Genomic DNA, 23,763 nt, shown 5'->3' with positions numbered 1-23,763 from the left:
ATTCTAGGGAGCGCGCCACGCCCGGTGCGAGCCAGGTCACATTCCGGACACACGGCCGCCCGCTCCCCCGGGGCTCCGCCCGGGCGGGACGTCCGAACCGCCCGGCGTGTCCCAAAACACGAGGCGCCCGACCCGGCACCGCCGTAAGCTCACGTCATGCAGGTGATCCAGTCCACGAAGCTCGCCAACGTCTGTTACGAAATCCGGGGCCCGGTGCTCGAAGAGGCGATGCGACTCGAGGCTGCCGGTCATCGGATCCTCAAGCTCAACACCGGCAATCCGGCCGCCTTCGGCTTCGAGTGCCCGCCGGCCATCCTCGAGGACGTCCTACGGAACCTCGCCGACGCGCACGGCTACGGCGACGCGAAGGGCCTGCTCGCCGCCCGCCGCGCGGTGATGAGTCACTACGAGACCAAGGGCATCCCGCTCTCCGTCGAGGACATCTATCTGGGCAACGGCGTCTCCGAGCTGATCCAGATGTCGATGCAGGCGCTGCTCGACGACGGCGACGAGGTGCTCGTCCCGGCGCCGGACTATCCGTTGTGGACGGCCTCGGTCTCCCTGGCGGGCGGCACCGCCGTGCACTACCGCTGCGACGAGCAGGCGGACTGGATGCCGGACCTCGCCGACATCGAGCGGAAGATCACCGACCGCACCAAGGCGATCGTGATCATCAACCCGAACAACCCCACGGGCGCCGTCTACGACGACGAGATGCTCCGCTCGCTCACCGAGATCGCCCGCCGTCACAACCTCGTGGTCTGCTCGGACGAGATCTACGACAAGATCCTCTACGACGGCACGACCCACACCCCGACGGCCGCGCTCGCCCCCGACCTGCTCGTCCTCACGTTCAACGGCATGAGCAAGAACTACCGGGTGGCCGGCTTCCGCTCCGGCTGGCTCGCGGTCTGCGGACCGAAGGCCCACGCCACGTCGTACATCGAGGGCCTGACGATCCTGGCCAACATGCGGCTGTGCGCCAACATGCCGGCGCAGCACGCGGTGGCCGCGGCCCTCCAGGGCAGGCAGTCGATCGAGGACCTGGTGCTGCCCGGCGGGCGGCTGCTGGAACAGCGGGACGTGGCGTACGACCTGCTCACGCAGATCCCCGGCGTGACCTGTGTGAAGCCGAAGGGCGCGCTGTACCTCTTCCCGCGCCTGGACCCGAACGTCTACAAGATCAAGGACGACCGGCAGATGGTCCTCGACCTGCTGCGGGCCGAGAAGATCATGGTGGTGCACGGCACGGGCTTCAACTGGCACGAGCCGGACCACTTCCGCATCGTCACGCTCCCGAACGCCACGGACCTGGCGGACGCGGTGACGCGGATCGGCAACTTCCTGGACGGTTACGGCCAGCCGTGACGGCGGCCCCCTCCCCGGGGGGGCCGGCCCTCCCGGACGGCACTCAACTTTAGACGGAATCTAAGCTAGGATGGCTGCATAGCTGACGCAGGAGGCCATCCCCATGTACGAACCGATCCGCACGAAGTCGGTCCACCGGATGGCCGACGACGACCAGAACGCGTACCCGCACCGCTCCCGCGAGGAAGAGCTGGACATCCAGCTCGCCGGACACCTCTCCGCCCTGCTCGCCGTCACGGACGAGCTGGGTGACACGACGGCCGGCGAGCGCATCGCCCAGCAGGTGGCCCGGCTGCGTGGCGCGCCCCCGGCCCGCCACGCCGGACTGAGCGGCTCCTCCGCCCCGTCCCTCCACCGCCGCGCCCACGCCCTCGCGGGCCGTGCCCTGGTCGTCGCCGCCTCCCGGGCGGACACCGCCGCCGCGATCCTCGCCGCCGAGCGCATGGACGCGCACTCCGCCGCACTGACCTCTCCGGAACTGGTCAGCGCCCCCTGACGGCCCCGGTCCGCGTGCCGGGGAGGCGCGCGGACCGGGTGCCACCCACTCCTGACCCCAGCCCCCAGCTCCGCCCCGATGCCGAGTGCGGCCCCTTGGCGGCCGCCCGGAGAAGGCGGAGCTTTCGCCGTTCCCCGGGGGCCGGGCCACGGTGTCGCCGTCACCCGAAGGCCGGACCGCGAAAAAGGCCGGCCCCCGAAGCTGTGAGGGGCTTCGGGGGCCGGCATGCATCGTGACGGGTCGTCGTGACCCCACTGGTCAGGGCGGTTGTCGTGGGCAACCCGTCACGAGTCTCGGGGCGGGATCAGCCCAGGCGCTCGACCAGCGCGCGGTACTCGTCCCACAGCTCCTTCGGCGTGTGGTCACCGAAGGTGTTCAGGTGCTCGGGGACCAGGGCGGCCTCCTCGCGCCAGACGTCGCGGTCGACCTTGAGCAGGAACTCCAGGTCCTCGGCGGGCAGCTCCAGGCCGTCGGTGTCCAGGGAGTCGACGGTCGGGAGGATGCCGATCGGGGTCTCGACACCCTCGGCCTTGCCCTCCAGGCGCTCCACGATCCACTTCAGGACGCGGCTGTTCTCGCCGAAGCCGGGCCAGACGAACTTGCCGGCGTCGTTCTTGCGGAACCAGTTGACGTAGTAGATCTTCGGCAGCTTGGACGCGTCGGCGTTCTTGCCGACCTTGATCCAGTGGGCCATGTAGTCGCCCATGTTGTAGCCGCAGAAGGGCAGCATCGCGAAGGGGTCGCGGCGCAGCTCGCCGACCTTGCCCTCGGCGGCGGCGGTCTTCTCGGAGGCGACGTTGGCGCCGAGGAAGACGCCGTGCTGCCAGTCGAAGGACTCGGTCACCAGCGGGACGGCCGAGGCGCGGCGGCCGCCGAAGAGGATCGCCGAGATCGGCACGCCCTTGGGGTCCTCCCACTCCGGCGCGGCGATCGGGCACTGCGCGGCGGGGACGGTGAAGCGGGCGTTGGGGTGGGCGGCCGGCGTCTCGGACGCGGGCGTCCAGTCGTTGCCCTTCCAGTCGGTGAGGTGGGCCGGGAGCTCCTCGGTCATGCCCTCCCACCACACGTCGCCGTCGTCGGTGAGCGCGACGTTGGTGAAGACGGCGTTGCCCCAGAGGGTCTTCATGGCGTTGGCGTTGGTGTGCTCGCCGGTGCCGGGCGCGACGCCGAAGAAGCCGGCCTCGGGGTTGATGGCGTAGAGGCGGCCGTCCTCGCCGAACCGCATCCAGGCGATGTCGTCGCCGATGGTCTCGACCGTCCAGCCGGAGATCGTGGGCTCCAGCATGGCGAGGTTGGTCTTGCCACAGGCCGACGGGAAGGCGGCGGCGACGTACTTCGACTCGCCCTGCGGCGGGGTGAGCTTGAGGATCAGCATGTGCTCGGCGAGCCAGCCCTCGTCACGCGCCATGACGGACGCGATGCGCAGCGCGTAGCACTTCTTGCCGAGGAGGGCGTTGCCGCCGTAGCCGGAGCCGTACGACCAGATCTCGCGGGTCTCGGGGAAGTGCGAGATGTACTTGGTGGTGTTGCAGGGCCAGGGCACGTCGGCCTCGCCCTCGGCGAGCGGAGCGCCGAGGGTGTGGACGGCCTTGACGAAGAAGCCGTCGGTACCGAGCTCGTCGAGGACGGCCTGTCCCATGCGGGTCATGGTGCGCATGGAGACGGCGACGTAGGCGGAGTCGGTGATCTCGACGCCGATGGCGGAGAGCGGCGAGCCCACGGGGCCCATGCAGAAGGGCACGACGTACATCGTGCGGCCCTTCATGGAGCCGCGGAAGATGCCCTTCTCACCCGCGAAGACCTCCTTCATCTCCGCCGGGGCCTTCCAGTGGTTGGTCGGGCCCGCGTCCTCCTCCTTCTCGGAGCAGATGAAGGTCCGGTCCTCGACGCGCGCGACGTCGGACGGGTCGGAGGCGGCGTAGTAGGAGTTCGGGCGCTTGATCGCGTCCAGCTTCTTGAACGTTCCCTTGGCGACGAGCTCCTCGCACAGACGCTCGTACTCGGCTTCGGATCCGTCGCACCAGACGATGTCGTCCGGCTGCGTGATCGCCGCGATCTCGTTCACCCAGGAGACCAGTTCCTGGTGCTTGGTGGGGACGGTGGTGGGAGCCGCGTTGTCGCGCGCCACGATTGCTCCTTGATGAGGGGTTTTTAGATGTAGGCCCCTTGGGGGCTGCGACCCGGATGCTTCTCGTGTGGAGACGCTCGCGCTCATCCGGTGCCGACCGCACTCATTTGATCATCCGATGCGCGTGCCCATATGTCCAGAGGGCCGCCCACGTGAGCATCGCCACTCCTCTTCGGCGCCTACGGGGGCGTAGGTAGCATTCGGTTCATGACTTCCGCCATCCCCTCGGTGAACGAGATCGAGCAGTTCGTGAAGCCCCGGCTGAGAGGCTGGCTGCACGCCGGGATGTTTCCGGCGGTGATCGTGGCGGGTGTGGCCCTGGTCGCCCTCGCCGACTCGCCCCGGGCCCGGATCGCCTGCGGGGTCTACGTCCTCACCGCCTGTCTGCTCTTCGGCATCAGCGCGCTGTACCACCGGGGCACCTGGGGCCCGCGCGGCGAGGCGATCCTGCGGCGCCTGGACCACGCCAACATCTTCCTGATCATCGCGGGCACCTACACCCCGCTGACCCTGCTGCTCCTCCCCGACTCCACCGGGCGGCCGCTCATGTGGGCGGTCTGGGTGGCGGCGGCCGCCGGCATCGCGTTCCGGGTCTTCTGGGTCGGCGCGCCTCGCTGGCTGTACACGCCCTGCTACATCGCGATGGGCTGGGCCGCCGTCTTCTTCCTGCCCGACTTCATGCGGGCGGGCGGCATCGCCGTCCTCGTCCTCGTCGTCGTCGGCGGGCTGCTGTACAGCGCGGGCGGCATCATCTACGGCCTCAAGCGCCCCAATCCCTCCCCGCGCTGGTTCGGCTTCCACGAGGTCTTCCACTCGCTGACCCTGGCGGCCTTCGCCGTCCACTACGTCGGCATCTCCCTGGTGGCCTACAAGCACTCCTGACCAGCACAATGACGGCCATGGCCGCCGACAGTCCCGAACGCCCCAGCCTGCGCGAGCGCAAGAAGACCCGGACCCGCGCGGCGATCCGGAAGGCCACCTACCGGCTCGCCGCCGCGCACGGCTGGGAGACCGTCACCGTGGACCGGATCGCGGCCGCCGCCGAGGTGTCCCCTTCCACGGTCGTGCGCTACTTCCCGGCCAAGGAGGACATCCTCCTGACCGACGAGCGGGACCCGCTGATGGAGGCCCGGCTGCGGGCCCGCCCGGCGGGCGAGGAGCCGCTGGAGTCGCTGCGCGCCGTGATCCTCGAAGCGGTGTCCGCGGCGCTGGCCGACGAGCCCGAGGAGACCCGGCTGCGGGCCCGGCTCATGGTCGAGATCCCCGCCGTACGGGCCCGGCTCACCGAGACCACCGCCGACACCGCCCAGCGCCTCGCCCGCGCCCTCGCAGACCGCACCGGCCGCGCCGCCGACGACCTGGAGGTACGGGTCTTCACGGCGGCGGTCCTCGGCGCGCTGCGCGAGGCGACCGTCTACTGGGCCGAGCGCGGCCGGCACGACGACCTGATCCGGCTCCTCGACCGGACCGTCGACGCCCTCAAGGGCGGCCTGACGCTCCGAACGCGCCCCTGACGACCCGCCCCGACTCCGGATTGTCCGCACACGCCCACACCCCGTGCGGGCAGTAGTCCGTGAACGTCTGGTAGACGGGCCGGTGCCGGGCGAACCAGTCGAGCATCCCCCGGACGTACTCGGGGTTGTCGCCGTTGCGGAAGAGGCCCCATTCCGGGTACGAGACGGGTTTGCCGTGCGCCGCCGCGAACCGCACGTGGTCCGCAAGGCCGTACTCCTCCGTCACCTGCCCGGCGAAGTCGAGTCCCTCCGGCTGGTCGTAGGCGTCCATCCCGATGATGTCGACGTGCGCGTCACCCGGATAGCAACGCGTCCACTCCACCGCGTCACGGCCCCGGCTCGCGGTGAAGTCGAAGCGGAAACGCTGCCCCGGCACGGCCCGCAGCACCCCGACGACCCGCTGCCAGTACGTCTTCCAGCTCTCCGGGTCCGGCCCGCAGCGGTGGCTGTAGGTGGTGCCGTTCATCTCCCAGCCGAGGACCAGCACCGCGTCGGCGAGCCGGTGCGCCACGAGCCGCTCCCCCAGGGCGCGGAAGTGGACGTCGTACGCCCCCGCCGCCCCGCCGCGCAGCCCTGCCCGGACCTCGGTGTCCGGCAGCCCCTCCTCGCTGCGGTCGAGCATCGGCACGTTGAGGACGAAGAGCCGCCCCGGCCCCGCCTCCTTCCACCGCGCCCACGGCTCGAAGAGCGCCGGGTGCCCCTCGATGTTGGACCAGCGGTCGCCGGGCAGATAGGTGTGCCCCACGGTCAGCGGCGCGCCGCCGAGCCAGCGCTGGAGCTCGCCGATCCGCCGCACACCGGTCTCGTCGGAGCCGGTGAAGAACCCGGACGGCACCGTCAGCGGCACCGGACCCGCCTCGGGGGCGGCGGGCTCCGCGGTGGTGTACCGGGAGCCCGGCGCGAGCCGGTCGCCCGGCAGGACCAGCGCGAGAACGGCCGCGAGCAGCACGGTCAGTGGTACCCGCGGCCGGAGGGATGACGTCACGTCAGCTGGTCCAGAAGTCCCACCACCGGGTCAGGATCAGCATCCCGATGATCCCGATGTGCAGGACGGGCAGGGCGAAGGTGAACTCCTCGAAGAACCCCTTCAGGGCGGCCGGCGCGGGCAGCAGACCCGCCCGGACGTTCAGCGAGGTCACGTACCAGAACATCACGATCGTCGCGACCCAGGCAAGACAGCACCACAGGCACAGCGAGTTGATCTCGTACAGCGACTGGTACATCAGCCAGGTGCAGAATCCGACGCCGAAGAGCATCCCGGCGTTGAGCCCCAGCCAGAACCAGCCCCGGTACTGGGCACCGGCGAGCAGCCCGGCACCGACCGCGACGACCATCGCGTAGGTCACGAGCCCCAGCATCGGGTTGGGGAACCCGAACACCGCCGCCTGCTCGCTCTTCATGATGTTGCCGCAGGAGACCACCGGGTTGAGGCTGCATCCCGGCTGGAAGTCCGGATCCTCCAGGAGCAGGAACTTGTCGATCGTGATGACCCAGCCGGACAGCACGCCGGCCGCGCCGGTGACCACCAGCATCCAGGCGAAGGCCCGGCTCGCGCCGATCACCCCGCCGCTCTCCCGGGCCCCGTCCTGCCGCTGCTCCGGCACCCCGCCCCGTACGCTCACCGTCGCCATGACGCCGCCCCCCGCCGCTCAGCGCTGCAGCCGCCGCACCGGCAGAAGCAGGTGCGCCCCGGCCGCCAGGACCTCCTCGTCGGAGGCGAAGGCCCGCAGCCGCTCCTCCGAGACCGGCTCGCCGGGCACGGCCTCGGGCCAGGGACGCACGGAACAGATGAGGTAGGCGTGCCCGATCGCCTTCGCGGCCGCCTCCCACTCCGCCGGCACCGGGCACTGCACCTTCATGAACGGCAGCGTGAGCACGGCCTGCTGGGCCTCGACGAGCAGGTGGGCACCGACGCTGGGCTCCTTCGCCACGTCGACCACCTGGCCACCGAGCGGCAGCCCCATGCCCTCCAGGGCGGACCGCATCGCTTCTTCGCCGGCCTCCGGGCCGTCACGGCCGTCGCCGAGTGAATACACCATCAGGAAAGGAGTGATGGGGGTATCGCCGACCGGTCCGGTCGTCCACGAGACGACGGTCAGCGTTCCCAGCGGGGAGGCGCTGAGTTCCGAGGAAACCACAGGGGAAGAGGTCATGCCTCGGGATGCTAGTGGCCGAACGCCTTTCGCTCGGGCAGGAATTCACCCGATCGGCCGATATTCACCCCGGCGGTATTTCCCTCGCAACGAATGGGCGTTTCCGTCGTTAAGCCCTGAGGGCATTCTCCCCTCGCCTCCGGCGGGGGACTCCCGACCACCAGGAGATCGCTCATGATCGTCTCGCGTCGCGTCGCGCTGCGGTCCCTCTTCACCCTGACCGTGGCCGCGTTCACGGGCGGCGTACTCGCCCGTATCACCACCACCCCGCGCACGGGCCGCCCCGCGGCCGGCGCGGACACCGCCGACGCCTCCCGCACCGCCGACGCCTCCGAGGAGACGTTCGACGAGATGTACCGGGGGCGCCGCATCCAGGCCCGTGCCACGCCGACGGGCGTGCCGGAGGTCCTCGTCGACGGACGGCCGCTGCATCTGATGCGCTGCGCCGACGGCGGCTATCTCACCCCCGTCGATCACTACGAATCCTGTCCGACGCCACGGGCGGCCACCCGCGCGGCCGTGGACCAGCTGGGGTCCGCGCCCCTGTCCCGTCTCGCCGCGGTCCACGGCGTCCGGGGCGGTCACGGCGCCGGCCCGGGAGGGAGCCCGCGTGGTCCACACGCGTAAGAACCAGCGCGACCTGACCAGCGCCGAGCGGAGGAAGTTCGTCTCCGCCGTTCTGGAACTCAAGCGCCAAGGCACGTACGACGAGTTCGTCCGTACGCACATCGACTACTACGTCGCCGACGGCGAGACCCGCCTCCGCCTGGCCCACGCGACGCCCAGCTTCCTGCCCTGGCACCGCAAGTTCCTGCTGGAGTTCGAGCGGGAGCTGCGCCGGATCGACCCGACGGTGACCGTGCCCTACTGGGACTGGACCCGCGACAACACCCCTGCCGCCTCCCTCTGGGGCGAGGACTTCATGGGCGGCAACGGACGCCGGGGCGACCTCCGGGTGACGACCGGCCCCTTCGCCCACGCGGGCGGGCGATGGAACATCGTCTACGGCATGACCGAAGGCGGTTTCCTGACCCGGGACTTCGGCCGCCCGTCAAGCCCCCTCACGCTCCCCACCAGGGCGCAGGTCGACGCGGTGATGCGGGAGACGGTGTACGACGTGGCGCCCTGGAACTCCACGAGCGCCTCCGGCTTCCGCAACGGCCTGGAGGGGTGGGGCCCGGGCCGGACCAACGACCGCTTCCGGCTCCACAACCGGGTGCACCGCTGGGTGGGCGGCCTGATGCTGGGCGGCGCCTCGGTCAACGACCCGGTGTTCTGGCTGCACCACTCCTTCGTCGACCTGCTCTGGTCGCGCTGGCAGCAGCGCCACCCGCGGGCCGGCTACCTCCCGAGGCGCCAGCCTCCGCCGGGCGACGCGCAGCGCGGTCGGATCGCGGCCCTCGACGAGCGGATGGGGCCGTGGGGCGTCACCCCGGCGCAGATGCTCGACCACAGCGCGATCTACCGGTACGCGTGAGGTGCGGGCGTACGAAGCGGCCCCCCGGCAGGTGTGCCGGGGGGCCGCTCGGTGATCGGCTCGGTGTCCGGGCGGATCAGGCGCCGTAGCCACCGTCACGGTGCTCGTCGTGACCGTCGACGTTCGCGCACTGGTTGCCGAACGCCGGGTTGATCAGGCCGATGACGGTCACGGTGTTGCCGCACAGGTTGACCGGGACGTGGACCGGGACCTGCACCACGTTGCCGGAGGCCAGACCGGGCGAGTTGAGCGCGGCACCCTGGGCACCCGAGTCGGCGACGGCCATGCCGGCTCCGCTGAGGGCAACGGCACCCGTGCCGGCGAGAACAGCGGCAGCCTTCGCGATGCGAGACATCAAGAACTCCTTGGACGTGGAAAATCGACCGCGAGAATCACGGCCGTCGTTCCCCTTCAACGCCGAAAGGGCGCGCGAGTCACGGCCTTTAGGCCGTACGGAACGACATCGGGAAAGAGTGGCCCGCAGACCGGTGGCCCGCCCGCCGCCGGATACGACGGAGCGGACCCCCGGATCTGCGAGCCGCGGCCATGCGACAAGCCTTCCGGTGTAACGAGCAACGACCCCTCGGGTGGCGGGGAAGAATCGTGTCTTCACCCGCCGGGTCGTCGGTCGCACACAAGAACGCCGTCAGGCCGTCGGCTGCGCCAGGCCCAGCTCGGGGCCGAGCGTTCCCCGCACGGCGGGGCCGATGACGCCGAGCTGCGGCTCCGCGAGGGCGGGAAGCCCCGCGTGCTCACCGCGCGGCTGGGTGAGGGGGTTGCCGAGCGTGGCGCCGGGGGTCGCGGTCGCCATCCGGGCGCGCGGGTTGGCCACCTGGGCGGTGCCGGGCCGGCTGCCGTCCAGCACCTCGGGCAGCGGGGCGGCCACGAGGGTCTCCGGGACGGTGGTGCCGAGCGGCACCTGGGGCAGGCCGACGTCCGGCAGGGCGGCGGCGCGGCCGTGCTGGAAGCCGGTGGGGGCTCCGGGGACGGGCATGGGGACCCCGCTCGCCACGGTGGGGGCGTCCATCGGGATCACCGGCTCGAGGCCCTGGAGCGGAACGATCACCGGCGCCTCAGCGGCGGTCGCGGGGGCCGCCATGGCCGCGGAGGCGAGAGCGGTCATGAGGATTCCCATGCCGGCTTGAGCTCGCAGATTCATGACTGCGTACGTCCTTCAGAGCAGGAGACAAGGGTGCGGTGGTGCTGCCTCCTGTGAACGAGCCCGCCGCGGAAAACGTCGCGAAAATTCGCCTGGTTGCAGCAACGGGAGAGCCCCCCACCGGTGACGGCGGGGGGCTCGGTTGACGGCGCGTCAGCGTGGCTTGTCAGCCGTCGCGCTCGGAGCGCCGGGCGCGGACGAGGCGGCTGCCGCGGAGGCGGATGACGGCCCCGCCGACCATCAGCGCCGCGCTCGCGGCGGCGGCACCGGACAGCTCGGGCGCACTCCCGGTCTCCGGCAGCACGGCCCTGCCAGGCCCGCCCGGCGCGCCGGGGGTGTCGTCGTCCGGGGACGCCGGCTGGTCGGGCGTGCCCGGCTGGTCGGGGGTTCCAGGCTGGTCGGGCGTGCCCGGCTGATCCGGGGTTCCCGGCTGGCCCGGGTTGTCAGGAGTACCAGGGGTGTCCGGGCTACCGGGGCCACCGGGGGTGTCAGGAGTGCCGGGGTGGTCCGGGCCGCCGGGGGTGTCAGGAGTGCCGGGGTGGTCAGGGCTGCCAGGGCCGCCGGGGGTGTCCGGCTGGTCCGGATTCCCGGGCTGGTCCGGATTCCCGCCGGGGCCGCCCGGGGTGTCAGGGCCACCGGGGTGGTCGGGGGTTCCCGGCTGACCCGGGTTGTCAGGGTGACCAGGGTGGTCAGGGGTGCCGGGGCCGCCCGGGGTGTCAGGAGTACCGGGGTGGTCAGGGCCACCAGGGGTGTCCGGGCTACCGGGGCCGCCCGGAGTATCAGGAGTACCGGGGTTGTCCGGGCCGCCCGGGTGGTCAGGGCTGCCGGGGCCCCCGGGGGTGTCCGGCTGGTCGGGGTTCCCGCCGGGGCTGTCCGGCTGGTCGGGGGTGCCGGGTGGCTGGGGGTACTCGTCGTCCGGCTGGTCGCCGTAGCCACCGGGCTCGTCGCCGTACCCGCCCGGCTCGTCGCCGTAGCCGTCCGGCTCGTCGCCGTAGCCGCCGGACTCGTCTTCGTGGCCGTGGCCGTGGCCGCCCGCCTCGTCCGCGGCGGAGTGGGCCTGTGGGTGCCGGCCCGTGGCGGTGCCGGGCACGGCTTCCGCCGACGCGGCGAAGCCGCCGGTCAGCGACAGGACACCCGTCGCGGCCGCGGCGGTGAGCAGCTTCCTGCTGATGATGGATCGCATACCGCTCTTCCTCTGGAGAAAGGGAGAGACCGGCAGGGAATCCCCCCTCGCTCCGACCGGCCTGTCCACGCATTCGGTACGTCGGTCGTCGACGGACCGGTCGTCATGGGGTTGGCGAGAGCGTAAGGAGCGGCGCACCGCGGGGACCGGAACCACAGGTCGGCGATCGGGGAGAGTCATTCGATCAGCCGAAAGGGGGCAGCGGTCGGACGCGGAGGGAGCGAGCGCCCGCCGGGTGGAGCGAGGGTGCGGGCGGCCGTCAGCCGCCGAGCGGAAGGCCACCGAGGAGCTGCGTGCCCTTGCTGGTGTCGTTCAGCGTCTCCGTGGTCTCCCCCACGGTCTCGACGACGGAGCCGTCCGTGGTGCTGCTCAGCGTGTCCGTCTTGAGTCCGTCGCTGCTGAGCGCCCCGAGACCACCGTCCAGGCTGGTGGGGACGGCCGTCGGCTCGGCGGCCATGGCGGGCGCGGCGGCGGCCAGCGCCATCACAGAACCGGCGACGACCGCGGCAACCTTGGTGGGCTTCATGGAGTGAGTCCTTCCTCGATGACGTCTTCACAAGCAAGTCGCTTGCCGCACAGGCTTCTTGGCGGATTCCTGTACGTCGTTCCGTCTTCTGTAACGAGACGTTCGCTCCCCGGAAACTCCGGGAGGAAGGATTTCTCGACACTGCACCCGAACGAAGGGGCGCGGTCCTATTTGCCGATCGCACACGCGAGCGCCGTGCCGGTCCGGGAATACCGGACCGGCACGGCGCGGGTTCGTGCGCCGCCGCTACGGGGCGGAGAGGGGCGCCTCGGCGGGAAGCTGCGGCGCATTCGCCGGCGGGGTGGCCGGCAGCTCCGGCAGTGCGGGGAGGTCGGGCAGGGGGAGCCCGCCGAGGAGGGATTTCACGAGCTGGTCGATCAGCGAGGTCAGGGGTGTGGTGACCTGCGAGACCAGATCGGTGACGCCTCCGAGGGGAAGGGAGGCGAGCAGATCCGCCACCGTCTTCTCGACGGCGGCGACGGTGTCGCCGATCGGGTCGGCGGGCACCGCCTTCCGGGCGGGGGTCTCGGAATCGGTGCGCGTCGCGGCTTCCGCGGCGGCTCCGGCGGAGACCCGGGCGGCCACTTCCTCGGCGACCTCGGTGGCGACCTCGTCGGCGGTCCGCGGTGTGAGCGCGTCCGCTTCCACGACGACCGGGGAGGGGCGGGCGGGGTGGTGTTCGTCGGCGAGGGCGGATCCCGCCGCGCCGAGGGTGAGTGCGGCGGATATCGCCAGGACGGTGAGACGGCGTGATGCCAGGGGACGCATATGTGTTCCTTTTCCTTATGCGTCGGACAACTTCTCCGCCACCGTGCCTGCAGTGATAGCGCTCCGCAACGGCTGTGCTACGCAGCGCCATACCTCCGTTCGGGTGAATCCACCCCTCTGACCTGCTCCTCCAAGGGGCGTACGCCGTTGCACCGGACGGCGCACAAGGGTGCGTCCGAACGAGGAAAGGCCGACACGCCGCTCCCTGACGGGGCGGCGCGCCGGCCTTGGAGGGACCGCGATGCGGGGCGCGAGATCAGACGTTGGCGCAGGTGTTGCCGAAGGTCGGGTTCAGGAGCCCGATGACGTTGACGGTGTTGCCGCAGAGGTTGATCGGCACGTGGACCGGGACCTGCACGACGTTGCCGGACACGGCGCCACCGGAGTTCAGGGCCGCACCCTCGGCGCCGGAGTCGGCGGCGGCGACACCGGCGGCACCCGCGACGGACGCGGCGACACCGATGGTCAGGACTACAGCCTTCGCGATACGGGACATGGGGAAGCGCTCCTCGATTGTTTTCTTGGCCTCGGGACCGGACGACCGGCTCGCGCACGGCTTCGCCCGACTCCCTCAACAACGCGGACCCATTTCTTTGGTTGCGCTCCCGAACGGGTGACGTTCAACCGATCTTTGGGCCATAGGAGGGCCATTTGGGGGAGTGGGCCGGGAATGGCGCAACACGCTCAACGAGGAACCGGCCGACCGGATACGGGAGTTAGCGTTTCCGGGCATCTAATGCTTACTATCGCCCGGCATCGGGGTTATAACGTTCCCGAACGTTGCTTCCGGTCCCGCCGCGCGTTCACCCCTTTCGTGCGGACGACATCTCCCTCTCTCCCGATCTTCACGGGTCTTCCCTTCCTCCTCTCATCAAAGCGGAGAACCTGTATGCGGAATTCAACGGTTCGTGACGCGCACCGCGGTGCTTTGTGCGCCCTTTCCGCGAACGCCGTCCGGTCCTGACGTGCGGTCCTCACGAGAATCGGATTCTTCCGCCGCGTTCACCGTTCTGCACGCGGTCCAGCCCGGTGACGCGGGGGTCGCCCGCGTCGTCACGGACCTGGTCCGGGGGCAGCTGGGCGAGGGGATGCGGGTGGAGGTCGCCTGTCCGCCCGGCACGCCCCTCGCGGACGCCGTCCGCGCCGAGGGCGCCGCGGTGCACGCCTGGCGGGCCGGGCGCGAGCCCGGCCCCGGGCTGGTCCGGGAGACCCGCGACCTCGCACGGCTGATCCGCGGCGTCGGCCCCTCGCTGGTCCACGCGCACAGCGCCAAGGCCGGGTTGTGCGCGCGGCTGGCCCTGCGCGGACGCGTGCCGACGGTGTACCAGCCGCACGCCTGGTCCTTCGAGGCGGCCGACGGCGCGGTCGGTGCCCTGGCCCGGCGCTGGGAGCGCTGGGCGGCGCGCTGGGCGCACCGGATCGTCTGCGTCAGCGAGGCCGAGCGCCGCACCGGCGAGAAGGCGGGCGTCCGGGGAGCCTGGTCGGTCGTCCACAACGGTGTGGACACGGCCAGGTTCGCGGCCGCCGCGGCGAGGTTCCCCGCCCTGGAACCGGGCGAGGGCCCCCTCGTCGTCTGCGTCGGGCGGCTGTGCCGGCAGAAGGGGCAGGACGTGCTCCTCGCCGCCTGGCCCGCCGTCCTCGCCGACGCCCCCCGGGCCCGGCTCGTCCTCGTCGGCGACGGGCCGGACGCCGCACGGCTGCGCGGCCGGGCACCGAAGTCGGTGCGTTTCGTCGGCGCCGTGGACGACATCGCCCCCTGGTACCGCGCGGCCGATCTCGTCGTCCTGCCGTCCCGCTGGGAGGGCATGGCGCTGGCGCCGCTGGAGGCCATGGCGAGCGGCCGGCCGGTGGTCGTCAGCGATGTGGCGGGGGCGCGCGAGAGCCTGCCGCCGGAGCACGAACCGCTGTGTCTGGTCCCGCCGGACGACCCGGCCGCCCTCGCCGCCGCCATCGGCCGCCTCCTCGGCCGGCCGGAGCTGCGGCACTCCCTGGGCCGCCAGGCCCACGAGCACGTACTCAGCAGATTCGATGTGCGGCGCACCGGCGCGGCCGTCGCGGACGTGTACCGCGAGCTGGCCGGAGTGCGGTGCACCGAGCACAGAGAGCCGATTGCGCAGTGACTACGGAAAGCACGAGCGTTCCTCCTTCGCCGGGCCCCTGGCCCTCGGCGCGCAAGGCCGCCCACGGTCTCGCCTCCCTCGCCCCGCCGCGGGACGCGTCGGACCGGCTGGCGCTCCCGCCGCGCCGCCCCGCGCCGGTGCGGTTCACCGCCGTGCCGCTCATCGCGGCCGACGCCCTGGCCGTGCTGCTCGCCGCCTGGCTGATGCCCGCTCCGTACCCCGCGGTCCGGCTGGTGCTGCTGGTCGCGGGGTGCGTCCTCGCGCTCAACTCGTACGCGGGTCTGCACCGGCCCGGCTCCCTCACCGCCGTCCTGGACGAGGTGCCCGCTCTCGCCGCGCGCGCCGGGGTCGCCTGGTGCGCGGGGGCCGCCGCCGTCGCCGCGTTCACCCCCTCCCTCGCGCTCGGTCCCGGCGCCCTCTGTGCCGCGTACGCCACGCACCTCGCCACGGTGTGCGTGGTGCGCGGCACGGTCCGGGCCCGGCGGCGGCGGGTGGCCCGGGCGCAGCCGCGCTCGGCGCTGGTGGTCGGCGGGACGGGTGCGGCGCGCCGGTTCGCGGCGACGATCGGCCAGCACCCGGAGTACGGGATCCGGCCGGTCGGGATCGTCGGCAGCCGGCAGGACGGCGGGACCCCGCGGCCGGCCGGTGAGCCGGGGCTGCCGGTGCTGACGAGCATGGAGGAGATCCACCGGGCGGTCATCCAGAACACCGTCCGGGACGCGGTCTTCCTGACCGAGGACGCCGGCCTGGTGAAGCTCTTCCAGCACTACGGCTGCACGACCTGGCGGGTGGGCGGCGAGGGGCAGGACGGGCCGATGAGCGACCATCTCTGGGGGTACGGCTGCCGCCGTCTCGTGCCGCCGTCCGAGCGGCGCGGGCTGACCGCGAAGCGCGCGCTCGACCTCGCGGTGGCGGGTCCCGCCCTGGCCCTGGCACTGCCCGTGCTGCTCGTCTGCGCGATGGCCGTGCGGCTGGCCGACGGGCCCGGAGTGCTCTTCCGGCAGGAGCGGGTGGGCCAGAACGGCCGGCTGTTCACGCTGCTGAAGTTCCGTACGCTGCGCCCGACCGACGAGACGGAGTCGGCGACCCGGTGGAGCGTGGCCAACGACCGGCGGATGAGCGCGGTCGGCAACTTCCTCCGCCGGACCTCCCTCGACGAGCTGCCGCAGCTGTGGAACGTGCTGCGCGGGGACATGAGCCTCGTCGGGCCGCGCCCTGAGCGCCCGTACTTCGTCGCCCAGTTCAGCCGCATCCACGCCGGCTACGCCGCGCGCCACCGGATGCCGGTGGGGCTGACCGGGCTCGCGCAGGTGCACGGGCTGCGCGGTGACACCTCGATCGAGGACCGCTGCCGGTTCGACAACCACTACATCGATCACTGGTCGCTCTGGCAGGACGTCCGCATTCTGCTGCGGACCGCCGCCGGGCTCGTGCGACCGGCGGGGAGCTGATGATGGCGACGGCCGTGGCGGTCGTCACCCCGTTCCACGGCGTACGCGACGGGGTGCGCAGGGCGGTGGCGCTGTCCCCGGTCCTGCTGGTGATCGCGCTGCTGCTCGTCCCGGCCGCCGGGGGCGCCGAGGGCGGGACCGGAGGTACGGGGACGATCGCGGACGCGGCCTCGGGGCTGCTCGTGCTGATCTGCCTGGTGCGGGTGATGCGCGACGGGACGCGGCCGCTGACCCGGTGGGCGGCGGTCGTGCTCGGCCTGCCGGTCCTCGGGATCTGTCTGGCCGCGATCACCTCGCACGACCCGGCGGCGAGCCTGCCGGGTGTCGCCCGCTACGTCCAGATCTTCGTCCTCGTCCCGGCGGCCGTGCTCCTGACGATCCGCGACCGGCGGGACTTCGCCGTGATCGCGTGGGCGCTGGTCGCCCTGGCGCTGCTTCAGGGCGCGGTCGGCGTGACGCAGTACCTGACCGGCACGGGCGCCTCGTACATGGGTGAGGACGTCCGGGCGGTGGGGACCTTCGGGCCGACCGACGTGATGGGGATGGCGACGGTCGTCTCGTACGGACTCGTCGTCGTCACCGGGATCGCGCTGGGCAGCGGACGGGGTCGGACGCGGACGGCCGCCCTGGTGTGCGCGGGGCTGCTGGCCGTGCCGCTGACGCTGTCGTTCAGCCGGGGCGCGTGGATCGCGACCGTGCTCGCGTGCGCGCTGCAGCTGCTGCTCTCCGGGCTGCGGAGGGCCGGGCGGGTGGCGCTCGTGACGGGCGCGCTCGGGGTGGTCCTGGTGGGCGGCTTCGGGGTCGGCTCGGCGATGGTGAAGGAGCGGGTCACCAGCATCACGCAGGTGGCGGCGGCGCCGGACCAGTCGGTGACGGACCGGTACACGATGTGGGCGGCGGCCGGGCGGATGTGGCGGTCGGAGCCGGTGACGGGGGTGGGCCTGAAGGGCTTCCCGCAGTACCGCGACTCGCACGCCTCGGTCGCGCTGTCCTCGGGCAGTGACACGGCGGGCGCGGGAGCGGCGTTCCAGCGCCAGCCACTGCTCTCCCCGCACAACATGTACCTGCTGGTGCTGAGCGAGCAGGGCCTGGTGGGTCTCGTGGCGCTGGCCGGCAGCTGGGCGGCGCTGCTCGTGGGGGCGCTGCGGCGGCGGTCGCGGGGTGCGGACTGCGCGCTGGTGGCGACCGGGCTGCTGTCCTGGCAGCTCATCGACTTCTGCTACGCGGACATCGGCGGCCCTTCCACGGTGCTGATGTCGGTCGTCCTCGGCCTGGCGGCCTGGTGGTCGCTGGCGGAGGTGAAGCGTGCGTGACCCCTGGCGCGGGGAGCCGGAGCCGACGGACGGGCCCCGCCCGCCGGAGGGCCCGGGCAGCGGCGCCGCCGCCCCCCCGCCCGCCGCTCCCCCGCTCGCCGGACAGCCGCTCGCCGAACAGCCGCCGGGGCACCGGCCACAGGCCGTGGCCACGGCGGCCCGCGTGCCGTCGTGGGCCGCGGAGCGGGCAGCGGGTGGCGTCGAGCCACGTCCGGGCGGTGGCGGGCAGCCCGCCCGGGCCGCGGACGGCGGCGATGGCGGCGGCGGCAGGGAGTCCCGTCCGGGCGCGGGGCGTGGTGGCGAGCACCGCCGGGTCCGGGGCCGGAGGGGGCGGCGGTCGCGGCCGTGGTCGGCGTCCGGCAGGTTCCTGGCGCGGGCCGCGGCCGTCACGGCGGGGCTGACCGCCGCCGGGGCCGTCCTGGGGCTGGTCCGGGACCAGATCCTGGCGCGCTACTTCGGGGCGGGTGCCGAGACGGACGCCTTCCTCATCGCCTGGACCGTGCCGGAGTTCGCCTCGACGCTGCTCATCGAGGACGCGATGGCGCTCATCCTCGTGCCCGCGTTCGCCCGCGCCCTCGCCCGTCGCGGCGGCGGCCTGTCCGGCGACCCCGTCCGTGCCCTCGTACGCTCCACGCTTCCCCGGCTCGCGCTCACCGTCAGCGCCGTCTCCGCGCTGCTGATCCTCGGCGCACCGCTGCTCGTCGCCGCCCTCGCCCCCGGGCTGCCCGACCCCCGGCTCGCCGTCGACTGCACCCGGCTGACCGCCACCTGCGTGCTGACCTTCGCGCTCGCCGGCTACTGCTCGGCCGCTCTGCGCGCCCACGGCCGCTTCCTGCCGCCGGCCGCCATCTACGTCGCGTACAACGTCGGGATCATCGGCACGATCGTCCTGCTCCGCGAACCGTTCGGCGTGCGGTCGGCGGCGGCCGGGGTGGCCGTCGGCGGCGCGCTGATGGTGCTCGTCCAAGCGCCCTTCCTGCTGCGGGAGCTGCGCCGGCGGCCGGCGCCGAAGGAGCGGCACTCCGGTCCCCTCGGGGGCGACGGGCGGCTCCTCATGCTCGGGCTCATCGCCCCGGTCATCGCCTTCGCGCTCTCCCGCCAGTCCCAGATCCTCGTCGAGCGGTTCCTCGCCTCCCCCCTTCCCTCCGGCGCCATCTCGCATCTGAACTACGCCCAGAAGGTGGCGCAGATGCCGATGATCCTGTCCCTGATGCTCTGCACCGTGAGCTTCCCGGTCATCGCCCGCGCCATGGCCGCAGGTGACGTCGAGGGCGCCCGCCGCCGCGTCGAACGGGATCTGCTCCTCGCCGCCGTCGTCGTCCTCACCGGCGCCTCGATCGTGATCGCCGCCGCCCCGCAGATCGTCGAACTCCTCTTCCAGCGGGGGGCGTTCGACGCCGACGACACCGCCTCGACCGCCGCCGTGATGCGCGTCTACGCCCTCGGGCTGCTCGGCCAGACGATGGTCGGCACGCTGGTCCGCTGCTACTTCTCCGCGGCCCGCCCCCTGTGGTACCCGGCCGCCGCGATGGCCGCGGGGCTCGCCGTCACGGCCGCCGCCGGGGTGCCGGCGGCGGCGCAGTGGGGTGCCGTCGGCATCGCCGCCGCCAACGCGCTCGGCATCACCATGACCGCCGTGATGCTGCTGGCCGGGGCACACCGCCAGTCCATCCCGGTCCACGTCCGCCACCTCGGCGTGGGCCTGCTGCGGCTGGCCACCGCCGCCGCCTGGGCCACCGCCGCCGGCTGGCTCTGCTCGGTCCTCATCGCCCCGGTGGTCCTCTCCCTCAGCGTCGCGGCCCTGACCGCCACCGGCGTCTTCCTCCTCTTCCTCGCCTGCGCCGCCCGTGCGCCGGACATCCCGCCCCTCACCCGCACCGCATCACGAAGGCTCGCCCATGCCCGCTGTCATGGCGCCCCGCGCCGCCGCGATTCGCCGTCTGCTGCCGAAGCCGCCCCCGTGGGTGGCGATGTACCACTCGATCGCGGACGTTCCGGATGATCCGTACCGGGTGACCGTCTCCCCCGTCCGTTTCGCCCGGCAGTTGCACTGGCTGAACGACCGAGGGCTGCGTGGTGTCTCGGTGGGTGAGCTGCTCGAGGCGACCGCCGCCGGGCGCGCCAAGGGCCTGGTCGGCCTCACCTTCGACGACGGTTACGCCGACTTCCTCGACGCGGCCCTCCCCCTGCTGCGCGCCCACCACTTCACGGCCACCGTCTACGTCCTGCCCGGCCGTCTCGGCGGCGAGAACGCCTGGGACGAGGACGGTCCCCGCAAGCCGCTGCTGACCGAGGACGGGATCCGGCGCATCGCCGACGCCGGGATGGAGATCGGATCGCACGGTCTGCGGCACGTCTCGCTCCCCGCCGCCGACGACGCGACCCTGGCCGACGAGACCGGCCGCAGCCGCGCCCTCCTGGAGGAGATCACCGGCGCGACGGTGACCGGCTTCTGCTACCCGTACGGCCATGTCGACGCCCGGGTGATCCGGGCGGTACGGGAAGCGGGCTACGGCCACGCCTGCGCCATCGACCCCGGGCGGCTGACCGGCGTGTACGCGCTGCCGCGGGTGCACATCGACGACCAGGACACGTCCTGGCGGCTCACCGCCAAGCGCGCCCTGCACCCCCTGCGCCGTCGCTACCCGGCCGACCTGACGTCCCCCGAGGACGCCCGGGACATCCGGGGCGGCCGGCCGGTCCCGGGCGGCGAGACCGCCCGGCGGTCCTCGGCGGACGTGTCATGAAGGTCCTCCACGTCATCACGGGACTGGACATCGGGGGCGCCGAGCAGCAGCTCCGGCTGATGCTGCGCCACCTTCCGGCCCGCAACGAGGTCGTCACCCTCACCCACCCCGGGCCCGTCGCCCGGGGCATCGAGGCGGACGGCGTGCCCGTCACCCACCTGGGCATGGCCGGCAACCGCGACCTCGGCGCGCTGCCCCGCCTCACCCGGATCGTCCGCCAGGGCCGCTACGACCTCGTCCACACCCATCTCTACCGCGCCTGTGTGTACGGCAGGATCGCCGCCCGCCTCGCCGGGGTCCGCGCGGTCCTCGCCACCGAGCACTCCCTCGGTGACACCCAGATCGAGGGCCGGCCCCTCTCCACCGGCACCCGCGCGCTCTACCGGGCGACCGAACGGCTCGGGACCGCCACGGTCGCCGTCTCGCCGAGCGTCGCCCGCCGGCTGGAGGGATGGGGCGTGGCCCCCTCCCGTATCCACGTCGTCCCCAACGGCATCGAGACGGCCCGCTTCGGCTACGCGGAGGACGCCCGCCGCCTCACCCGCAAGACGCTCGGCCTTCCCGAGGAGGCCTTCGTCGTCGGCGGGGTGGGGCGGCTCGCCCCCGGCAAACGCTTCGACCGTCTCGTACGGGCGGTGGCGTCCGTGCCGGAGGCGCGGCTGCTCCTCGTCGGCGAGGGACCGGAGCGCGAGCGGCTCCTCTCCGCGGCCCGCGAGGGCGGGGCCGCCGACCGGACGCTGCTGGTGGGCGCGTGCGAGGACCCGCCGCCCGCGGGGGCCGAGCGGCCCGACCTGCCCTCGCTGCTCGCCGCGATGGACGTCTTCGTCTCCACCTCCCCCGACGAGACCTTCGGGCTCGCGGTCGTCGAGGCGCTGGCCGCCGGGCTGCCGGCGTTGTACGTGGCCTGTCCGGCGATCGACGACCTGCCGCCCGACGCGGCCCCCGGGGCCCGCCGGATCGGCCCGTCCGTCCCCGAGCTGATCAGCGCGCTGCGCGGGATCCGGGATGCCCGCCTCGCCCGGCTGCCGCAGCCGGCCGCCGCACACCGCTACGACATCGCCCACAGCGCCCGGCAGTTGATGTCCCTCTACGAACAGGCCGTCCACGGCACCCCTCCTCCCGCTAAGCGAGCTGCCCGATGAACCCGTCACGATCCGCCCTGAGAGACACCCTGCGCACCCCGCGCCGGTGGTGGGTGCTGCCCGCCTCCGTACTCGTCGGCGCCACCCTCGGCGGCGGCTACGGCGCCCTGAAGACCCCGCAGTACGCGGCGACCAGCTACGTCATCGTGGTCCCCGGCGAGAAGTCGGACCCGGCGGCCGCCCTCGGGTTCGCCCAGGCGTACGGCAGGGTCGCCACCGACATCGCGGTGACCGGCGACGCCCAGGTGTGGGCCGGTGTGTCGGCCGCGACCCTGCGCTCCGGGGTGCAGACCGCCACCTCCCCGGACGCGCCGATGATCTCCATCACCGCGCGGGCGGCCAAGCCCGCCAAGGCGGTGGCGATGGCCGACGGCGTCGCCCGCGCGCTGGTCCTCAACAGCACGCACGTCTCCGCCAGCACGGGCGTGAAGGTCGTGCAGTTCTCCCGGGCGACCAAGCCCGTCGCACCCGTCTCGCCGTCCGCGCCGCTCTCGGCGCTGGTCGGCGGCTCCGCGGGTGGGCTGCTCGGCGGGCTGGTGCTGCTCGTCCGGCCCCGGCGCGGCGTCCGGCCGGAGGGCGGCTCCACCCGGCAGCAGCCCTCGGCTCCGGTCCCGGGCCCGGCCGCGGCCTCGTCGCCGTCGTCCGGGTCGTCGGCCCCGTCGTCGCCCGCGTCCGTGCCGGCGGACGCGCGCCGGCCGGAACCGGAGTCGGTGTGACCGCGGGCGCCGCGCACGGTCTGCGCGGCGAGGTCTGCCGCGACGGCGCGGAGTTCGGCCGGCTCGGCGAGCGGTGGACGTCGCTGTACGCCCGCTGTTCCACGGCGACCCCGTTCCAGTCCCACTCGTGGCTGCACTCCTGGTGGCTGTCGTACGGCAGGCCCGGGGCGCTGCGCGTGGTCCTCGTACGGCGGCAGGACGGCGAACTGGTGGCGGCGGCGCCGCTGATGCGCGCACCCGGGCCGCTCCCTGTCCTCACCCAGCTCGGCGGCACGATCACCGACTTCACCGACGTCCTCCTCGACGACGCCTGCCCCGAGGCCGCGTCCGCGCTGGCCGAGACACTGGCCGGGGTGGCGCGGGGCGCGGTGATCGACCTGCGTGAGGTGCGACCCGGTGCCGCGGCCGAGCGGGTCCACGCCTGCTGGCGCGGCCCGCGTCGGCGGCTGGCCGACTCGCTCTGTCTCGAGCTGCCGGCGGTGCCGATGGACGCCCTGCTGGAGCGGATCCCCTCGGGCAAGGCCCAGCGGGTGCGGGCCAAGCTGCGGAAGCTGGACGCCCTCGGGATCGACGAGCGGATCGTGAGCGGCGAGGAGGTCCCGGCGGCCCTGGAGCAGCTCCTGAGGCTGCACCAGCTCCAGTGGCGCGGCCGGGGGGTGACCGCGGAGCACACCAGCGACCGGTTCGCCCAGCACCTGGCGCGGGCCGTCCGGCCCATGGTCGAGCGGGGGGACGCGATGGTGACCGAGTTCCGGCTGGCCGGTGACGTGGTGGCCACCGATCTCACCCTGATGTCACCCCGGCTCGCCGGGGGTTATCTGTACGGCGCCGATCCCGAGCTGCGCGCCCGCAAGGTCGACGTGGCGACGATGCTGCTGCGGCACGGATCGCGTCAGACCAGCGCGAGCGGGCGCTCGACGCTGAGCATGCTCCGGGGCACCGAACCGTACAAGCTCCACTGGCGGCCCGAGACCGTCCCCAACCAGCGTCTGATGATGACCGGTCCGGCGACGGCCCCGCTGCTGTGGCTGCGGGCGGGCGCCGCGGACGGCCGGCGCTGGGCGGCCCGGCAGGCACGGGAGCGGGAATGGCTGGGCCGGGCGGTGCGGCGGCTGCAGGGGCGGACGAACGGCGGCGGAGGATGATCTCCTCCGCCGCCGTGGGGAGTCGGTGACGGGTCAGAACGGCCAGGCGCCGTTCATGAAGCCCGCCCAGTCGACCTTCACGGAGTCCTTCCAGCCGCCCTTGGGGACGCAGACGGGGCCACCGATCCAGCTCTCCACCCACGAGCCGAGGTCCAGAGCCCAGCACTCGGGCGCGGGAGCGGGCTGGGGAACCGGCTGCGGCTGCGGCAGGGGCTTCGGGGGGACCTCCGGCTTGGGCTCGGCCTTGGGCGGGACCTCGGGCTTGGGTTCAGCCTTCGGGGGGACCTCGGGCTTGGGTTCAGCCTTCGGGGGGACCTCGGGCTTGGGCTCGACCTTCGGGGGGACCTCAGGCTTGGG

24 protein-coding genes and 1 pseudogene are annotated in these 23,763 nt (G+C 73.1%); 14 read left to right on the top strand and 11 right to left on the bottom strand.

What is annotated here, in order from left to right:
- Positions 1-156 precede the first annotated feature (156 nt).
- Complete coding sequence (locus ACZ68P_RS25795; RefSeq protein WP_471010085.1) at positions 157-1,368, top strand: pyridoxal phosphate-dependent aminotransferase; 1,212 nt, start codon at positions 157-159, stop codon at positions 1,366-1,368.
- 103 nt (positions 1,369-1,471) lie between these two features.
- A complete protein-coding gene (locus ACZ68P_RS25790) occupies positions 1,472-1,864 on the top strand; it encodes an SCO4983 family protein (RefSeq protein ID WP_365714320.1) in 393 nt (130 codons plus the stop codon).
- 304 nt (positions 1,865-2,168) lie between these two features.
- On the opposite strand, the gene ACZ68P_RS25785 is transcribed toward ACZ68P_RS25790, so the two are convergent.
- Positions 2,169-3,992 carry a phosphoenolpyruvate carboxykinase (GTP) gene (locus ACZ68P_RS25785; protein WP_365714319.1) on the bottom strand — a complete coding sequence of 608 codons (1,824 nt, stop codon included), beginning with the start codon at positions 3,990-3,992 and terminating at the stop codon, positions 2,169-2,171.
- A 207-nt stretch (positions 3,993-4,199) separates the two neighbouring features.
- Between ACZ68P_RS25785 and trhA the strand changes: the two genes are divergently transcribed.
- Complete coding sequence (gene trhA, locus ACZ68P_RS25780; RefSeq protein WP_471010084.1) at positions 4,200-4,874, top strand: PAQR family membrane homeostasis protein TrhA; 675 nt, start codon at positions 4,200-4,202, stop codon at positions 4,872-4,874.
- Between the two features lie 8 nt (positions 4,875-4,882).
- The gene (locus tag ACZ68P_RS25775; RefSeq protein ID WP_471010082.1) at positions 4,883-5,506 is read left to right on the top strand and encodes a TetR/AcrR family transcriptional regulator; all 624 of its coding nucleotides are present in this window, start codon (positions 4,883-4,885) and stop codon (positions 5,504-5,506) included.
- On the opposite strand, the gene ACZ68P_RS25770 is transcribed toward ACZ68P_RS25775, so the two are convergent.
- Genes ACZ68P_RS25770 through ACZ68P_RS25760 form a run of 3 tightly spaced genes read right to left on the bottom strand, consistent with a single transcriptional unit; the run spans position 5,472 to position 7,659 of the window.
- Positions 5,472-6,491, bottom strand: coding sequence for a glycoside hydrolase family 26 protein (locus ACZ68P_RS25770; RefSeq protein WP_471010080.1), 1,020 nt, complete (start codon positions 6,489-6,491; stop codon positions 5,472-5,474). The genes ACZ68P_RS25775 and ACZ68P_RS25770 overlap by 35 nt on opposite strands.
- A 1-nt stretch (position 6,492) precedes the next feature.
- Entirely contained in the window at positions 6,493-7,137 is a 645-nt protein-coding gene (locus tag ACZ68P_RS25765) for a vitamin K epoxide reductase family protein (protein WP_471010076.1), read from the bottom strand.
- 18 nt (positions 7,138-7,155) lie between these two features.
- Positions 7,156-7,659 (bottom strand): DUF5949 family protein, encoded by a 504-nt coding sequence (locus ACZ68P_RS25760; protein ID WP_471010074.1) that lies wholly within the window; start codon positions 7,657-7,659, stop codon positions 7,156-7,158.
- 174 nt (positions 7,660-7,833) lie between these two features.
- On the opposite strand from ACZ68P_RS25760, the gene ACZ68P_RS25755 reads away from it, so the two are divergent.
- Both ACZ68P_RS25755 and ACZ68P_RS25750 read left to right on the top strand, forming a co-directional pair.
- Positions 7,834-8,286 (top strand): tyrosinase family oxidase copper chaperone, encoded by a 453-nt coding sequence (locus ACZ68P_RS25755; RefSeq protein WP_471010071.1) that lies wholly within the window; start codon positions 7,834-7,836, stop codon positions 8,284-8,286.
- Positions 8,270-9,136, top strand: coding sequence for a tyrosinase family protein (locus ACZ68P_RS25750; RefSeq protein WP_471010069.1), 867 nt, complete (start codon positions 8,270-8,272; stop codon positions 9,134-9,136). Before ACZ68P_RS25755 ends, ACZ68P_RS25750 begins: the two co-directional genes overlap by 17 nt.
- A gap of 76 nt (positions 9,137-9,212) precedes the next feature.
- On the opposite strand, the gene ACZ68P_RS25745 is transcribed toward ACZ68P_RS25750, so the two are convergent.
- The 6 genes from ACZ68P_RS25745 to ACZ68P_RS25720 all read right to left on the bottom strand — a co-directional run bounded on the left by ACZ68P_RS25745 (position 9,213) and on the right by ACZ68P_RS25720 (position 13,268).
- A complete protein-coding gene (locus tag ACZ68P_RS25745; protein WP_471010067.1) occupies positions 9,213-9,491 on the bottom strand; it encodes a chaplin in 279 nt (92 codons plus the stop codon).
- A 291-nt stretch (positions 9,492-9,782) separates the two neighbouring features.
- Positions 9,783-10,295 carry a hypothetical protein gene (locus ACZ68P_RS25740; RefSeq protein WP_471010064.1) on the bottom strand — a complete coding sequence of 171 codons (513 nt, stop codon included), beginning with the start codon at positions 10,293-10,295 and terminating at the stop codon, positions 9,783-9,785.
- A gap of 166 nt (positions 10,296-10,461) precedes the next feature.
- Positions 10,462-11,478 carry a hypothetical protein gene (locus ACZ68P_RS25735; RefSeq protein ID WP_471010061.1) on the bottom strand — a complete coding sequence of 339 codons (1,017 nt, stop codon included), beginning with the start codon at positions 11,476-11,478 and terminating at the stop codon, positions 10,462-10,464.
- A gap of 259 nt (positions 11,479-11,737) precedes the next feature.
- Entirely contained in the window at positions 11,738-12,004 is a 267-nt protein-coding gene (locus ACZ68P_RS25730; protein ID WP_471010059.1) for a hypothetical protein, read from the bottom strand.
- A gap of 246 nt (positions 12,005-12,250) precedes the next feature.
- Complete coding sequence (locus ACZ68P_RS25725; protein ID WP_471010056.1) at positions 12,251-12,772, bottom strand: hypothetical protein; 522 nt, start codon at positions 12,770-12,772, stop codon at positions 12,251-12,253.
- Between the two features lie 256 nt (positions 12,773-13,028).
- Positions 13,029-13,268 carry a chaplin gene (locus ACZ68P_RS25720; RefSeq protein WP_471010055.1) on the bottom strand — a complete coding sequence of 80 codons (240 nt, stop codon included), beginning with the start codon at positions 13,266-13,268 and terminating at the stop codon, positions 13,029-13,031.
- Between the two features lie 469 nt (positions 13,269-13,737).
- Here ACZ68P_RS25720 and ACZ68P_RS25715 point away from each other — a divergent pair, with 469 nt between their 5' ends.
- Genes ACZ68P_RS25715 through ACZ68P_RS25680 form a run of 8 tightly spaced genes read left to right on the top strand, consistent with a single transcriptional unit; the run spans position 13,738 to position 23,406 of the window.
- Positions 13,738-14,892 (top strand): glycosyltransferase, encoded by a 1,155-nt coding sequence (locus tag ACZ68P_RS25715; RefSeq protein ID WP_471010053.1) that lies wholly within the window; start codon positions 13,738-13,740, stop codon positions 14,890-14,892.
- A complete protein-coding gene (locus ACZ68P_RS25710; RefSeq protein ID WP_471010051.1) occupies positions 14,889-16,343 on the top strand; it encodes a sugar transferase in 1,455 nt (484 codons plus the stop codon). The genes ACZ68P_RS25715 and ACZ68P_RS25710 overlap by 4 nt, the downstream gene beginning before the upstream one ends.
- Before the next feature lie 2 nt (positions 16,344-16,345).
- Positions 16,346-17,656, top strand: coding sequence for an O-antigen ligase family protein (locus ACZ68P_RS25705; RefSeq protein ID WP_471010048.1), 1,311 nt, complete (start codon positions 16,346-16,348; stop codon positions 17,654-17,656).
- Complete coding sequence (murJ, locus tag ACZ68P_RS25700) at positions 17,649-19,658, top strand: murein biosynthesis integral membrane protein MurJ (protein ID WP_471010046.1); 2,010 nt, start codon at positions 17,649-17,651, stop codon at positions 19,656-19,658. The genes ACZ68P_RS25705 and murJ overlap by 8 nt, the downstream gene beginning before the upstream one ends.
- On the top strand, positions 19,555-20,403 hold the full coding sequence (locus tag ACZ68P_RS25695) for a polysaccharide deacetylase family protein (RefSeq protein WP_471010043.1): 849 nt from the start codon (positions 19,555-19,557) through the stop codon (positions 20,401-20,403). Before murJ ends, ACZ68P_RS25695 begins: the two co-directional genes overlap by 104 nt.
- Complete coding sequence (locus tag ACZ68P_RS25690; RefSeq protein ID WP_471010041.1) at positions 20,400-21,545, top strand: glycosyltransferase; 1,146 nt, start codon at positions 20,400-20,402, stop codon at positions 21,543-21,545. The genes ACZ68P_RS25695 and ACZ68P_RS25690 overlap by 4 nt, the downstream gene beginning before the upstream one ends.
- The gene (locus tag ACZ68P_RS25685; protein ID WP_471010040.1) at positions 21,542-22,261 is read left to right on the top strand and encodes a YveK family protein; all 720 of its coding nucleotides are present in this window, start codon (positions 21,542-21,544) and stop codon (positions 22,259-22,261) included. Before ACZ68P_RS25690 ends, ACZ68P_RS25685 begins: the two co-directional genes overlap by 4 nt.
- Positions 22,258-23,406, top strand: coding sequence for a GNAT family N-acetyltransferase (locus ACZ68P_RS25680; protein ID WP_471010038.1), 1,149 nt, complete (start codon positions 22,258-22,260; stop codon positions 23,404-23,406). The genes ACZ68P_RS25685 and ACZ68P_RS25680 overlap by 4 nt, the downstream gene beginning before the upstream one ends.
- A 33-nt stretch (positions 23,407-23,439) precedes the next feature.
- Here the strand turns inward: ACZ68P_RS25680 and ACZ68P_RS25675 are convergent.
- A pseudogene (locus tag ACZ68P_RS25675) lies at positions 23,440-23,763 on the bottom strand (glycoside hydrolase family 26 protein); the annotation flags it as partial.

Source organism: Streptomyces sp. NPDC036822, assembly GCF_055609145.1.
Note: the sequence above shows the minus strand (reverse complement) of the source record. Positions and strands in the feature narration are given on the sequence as shown.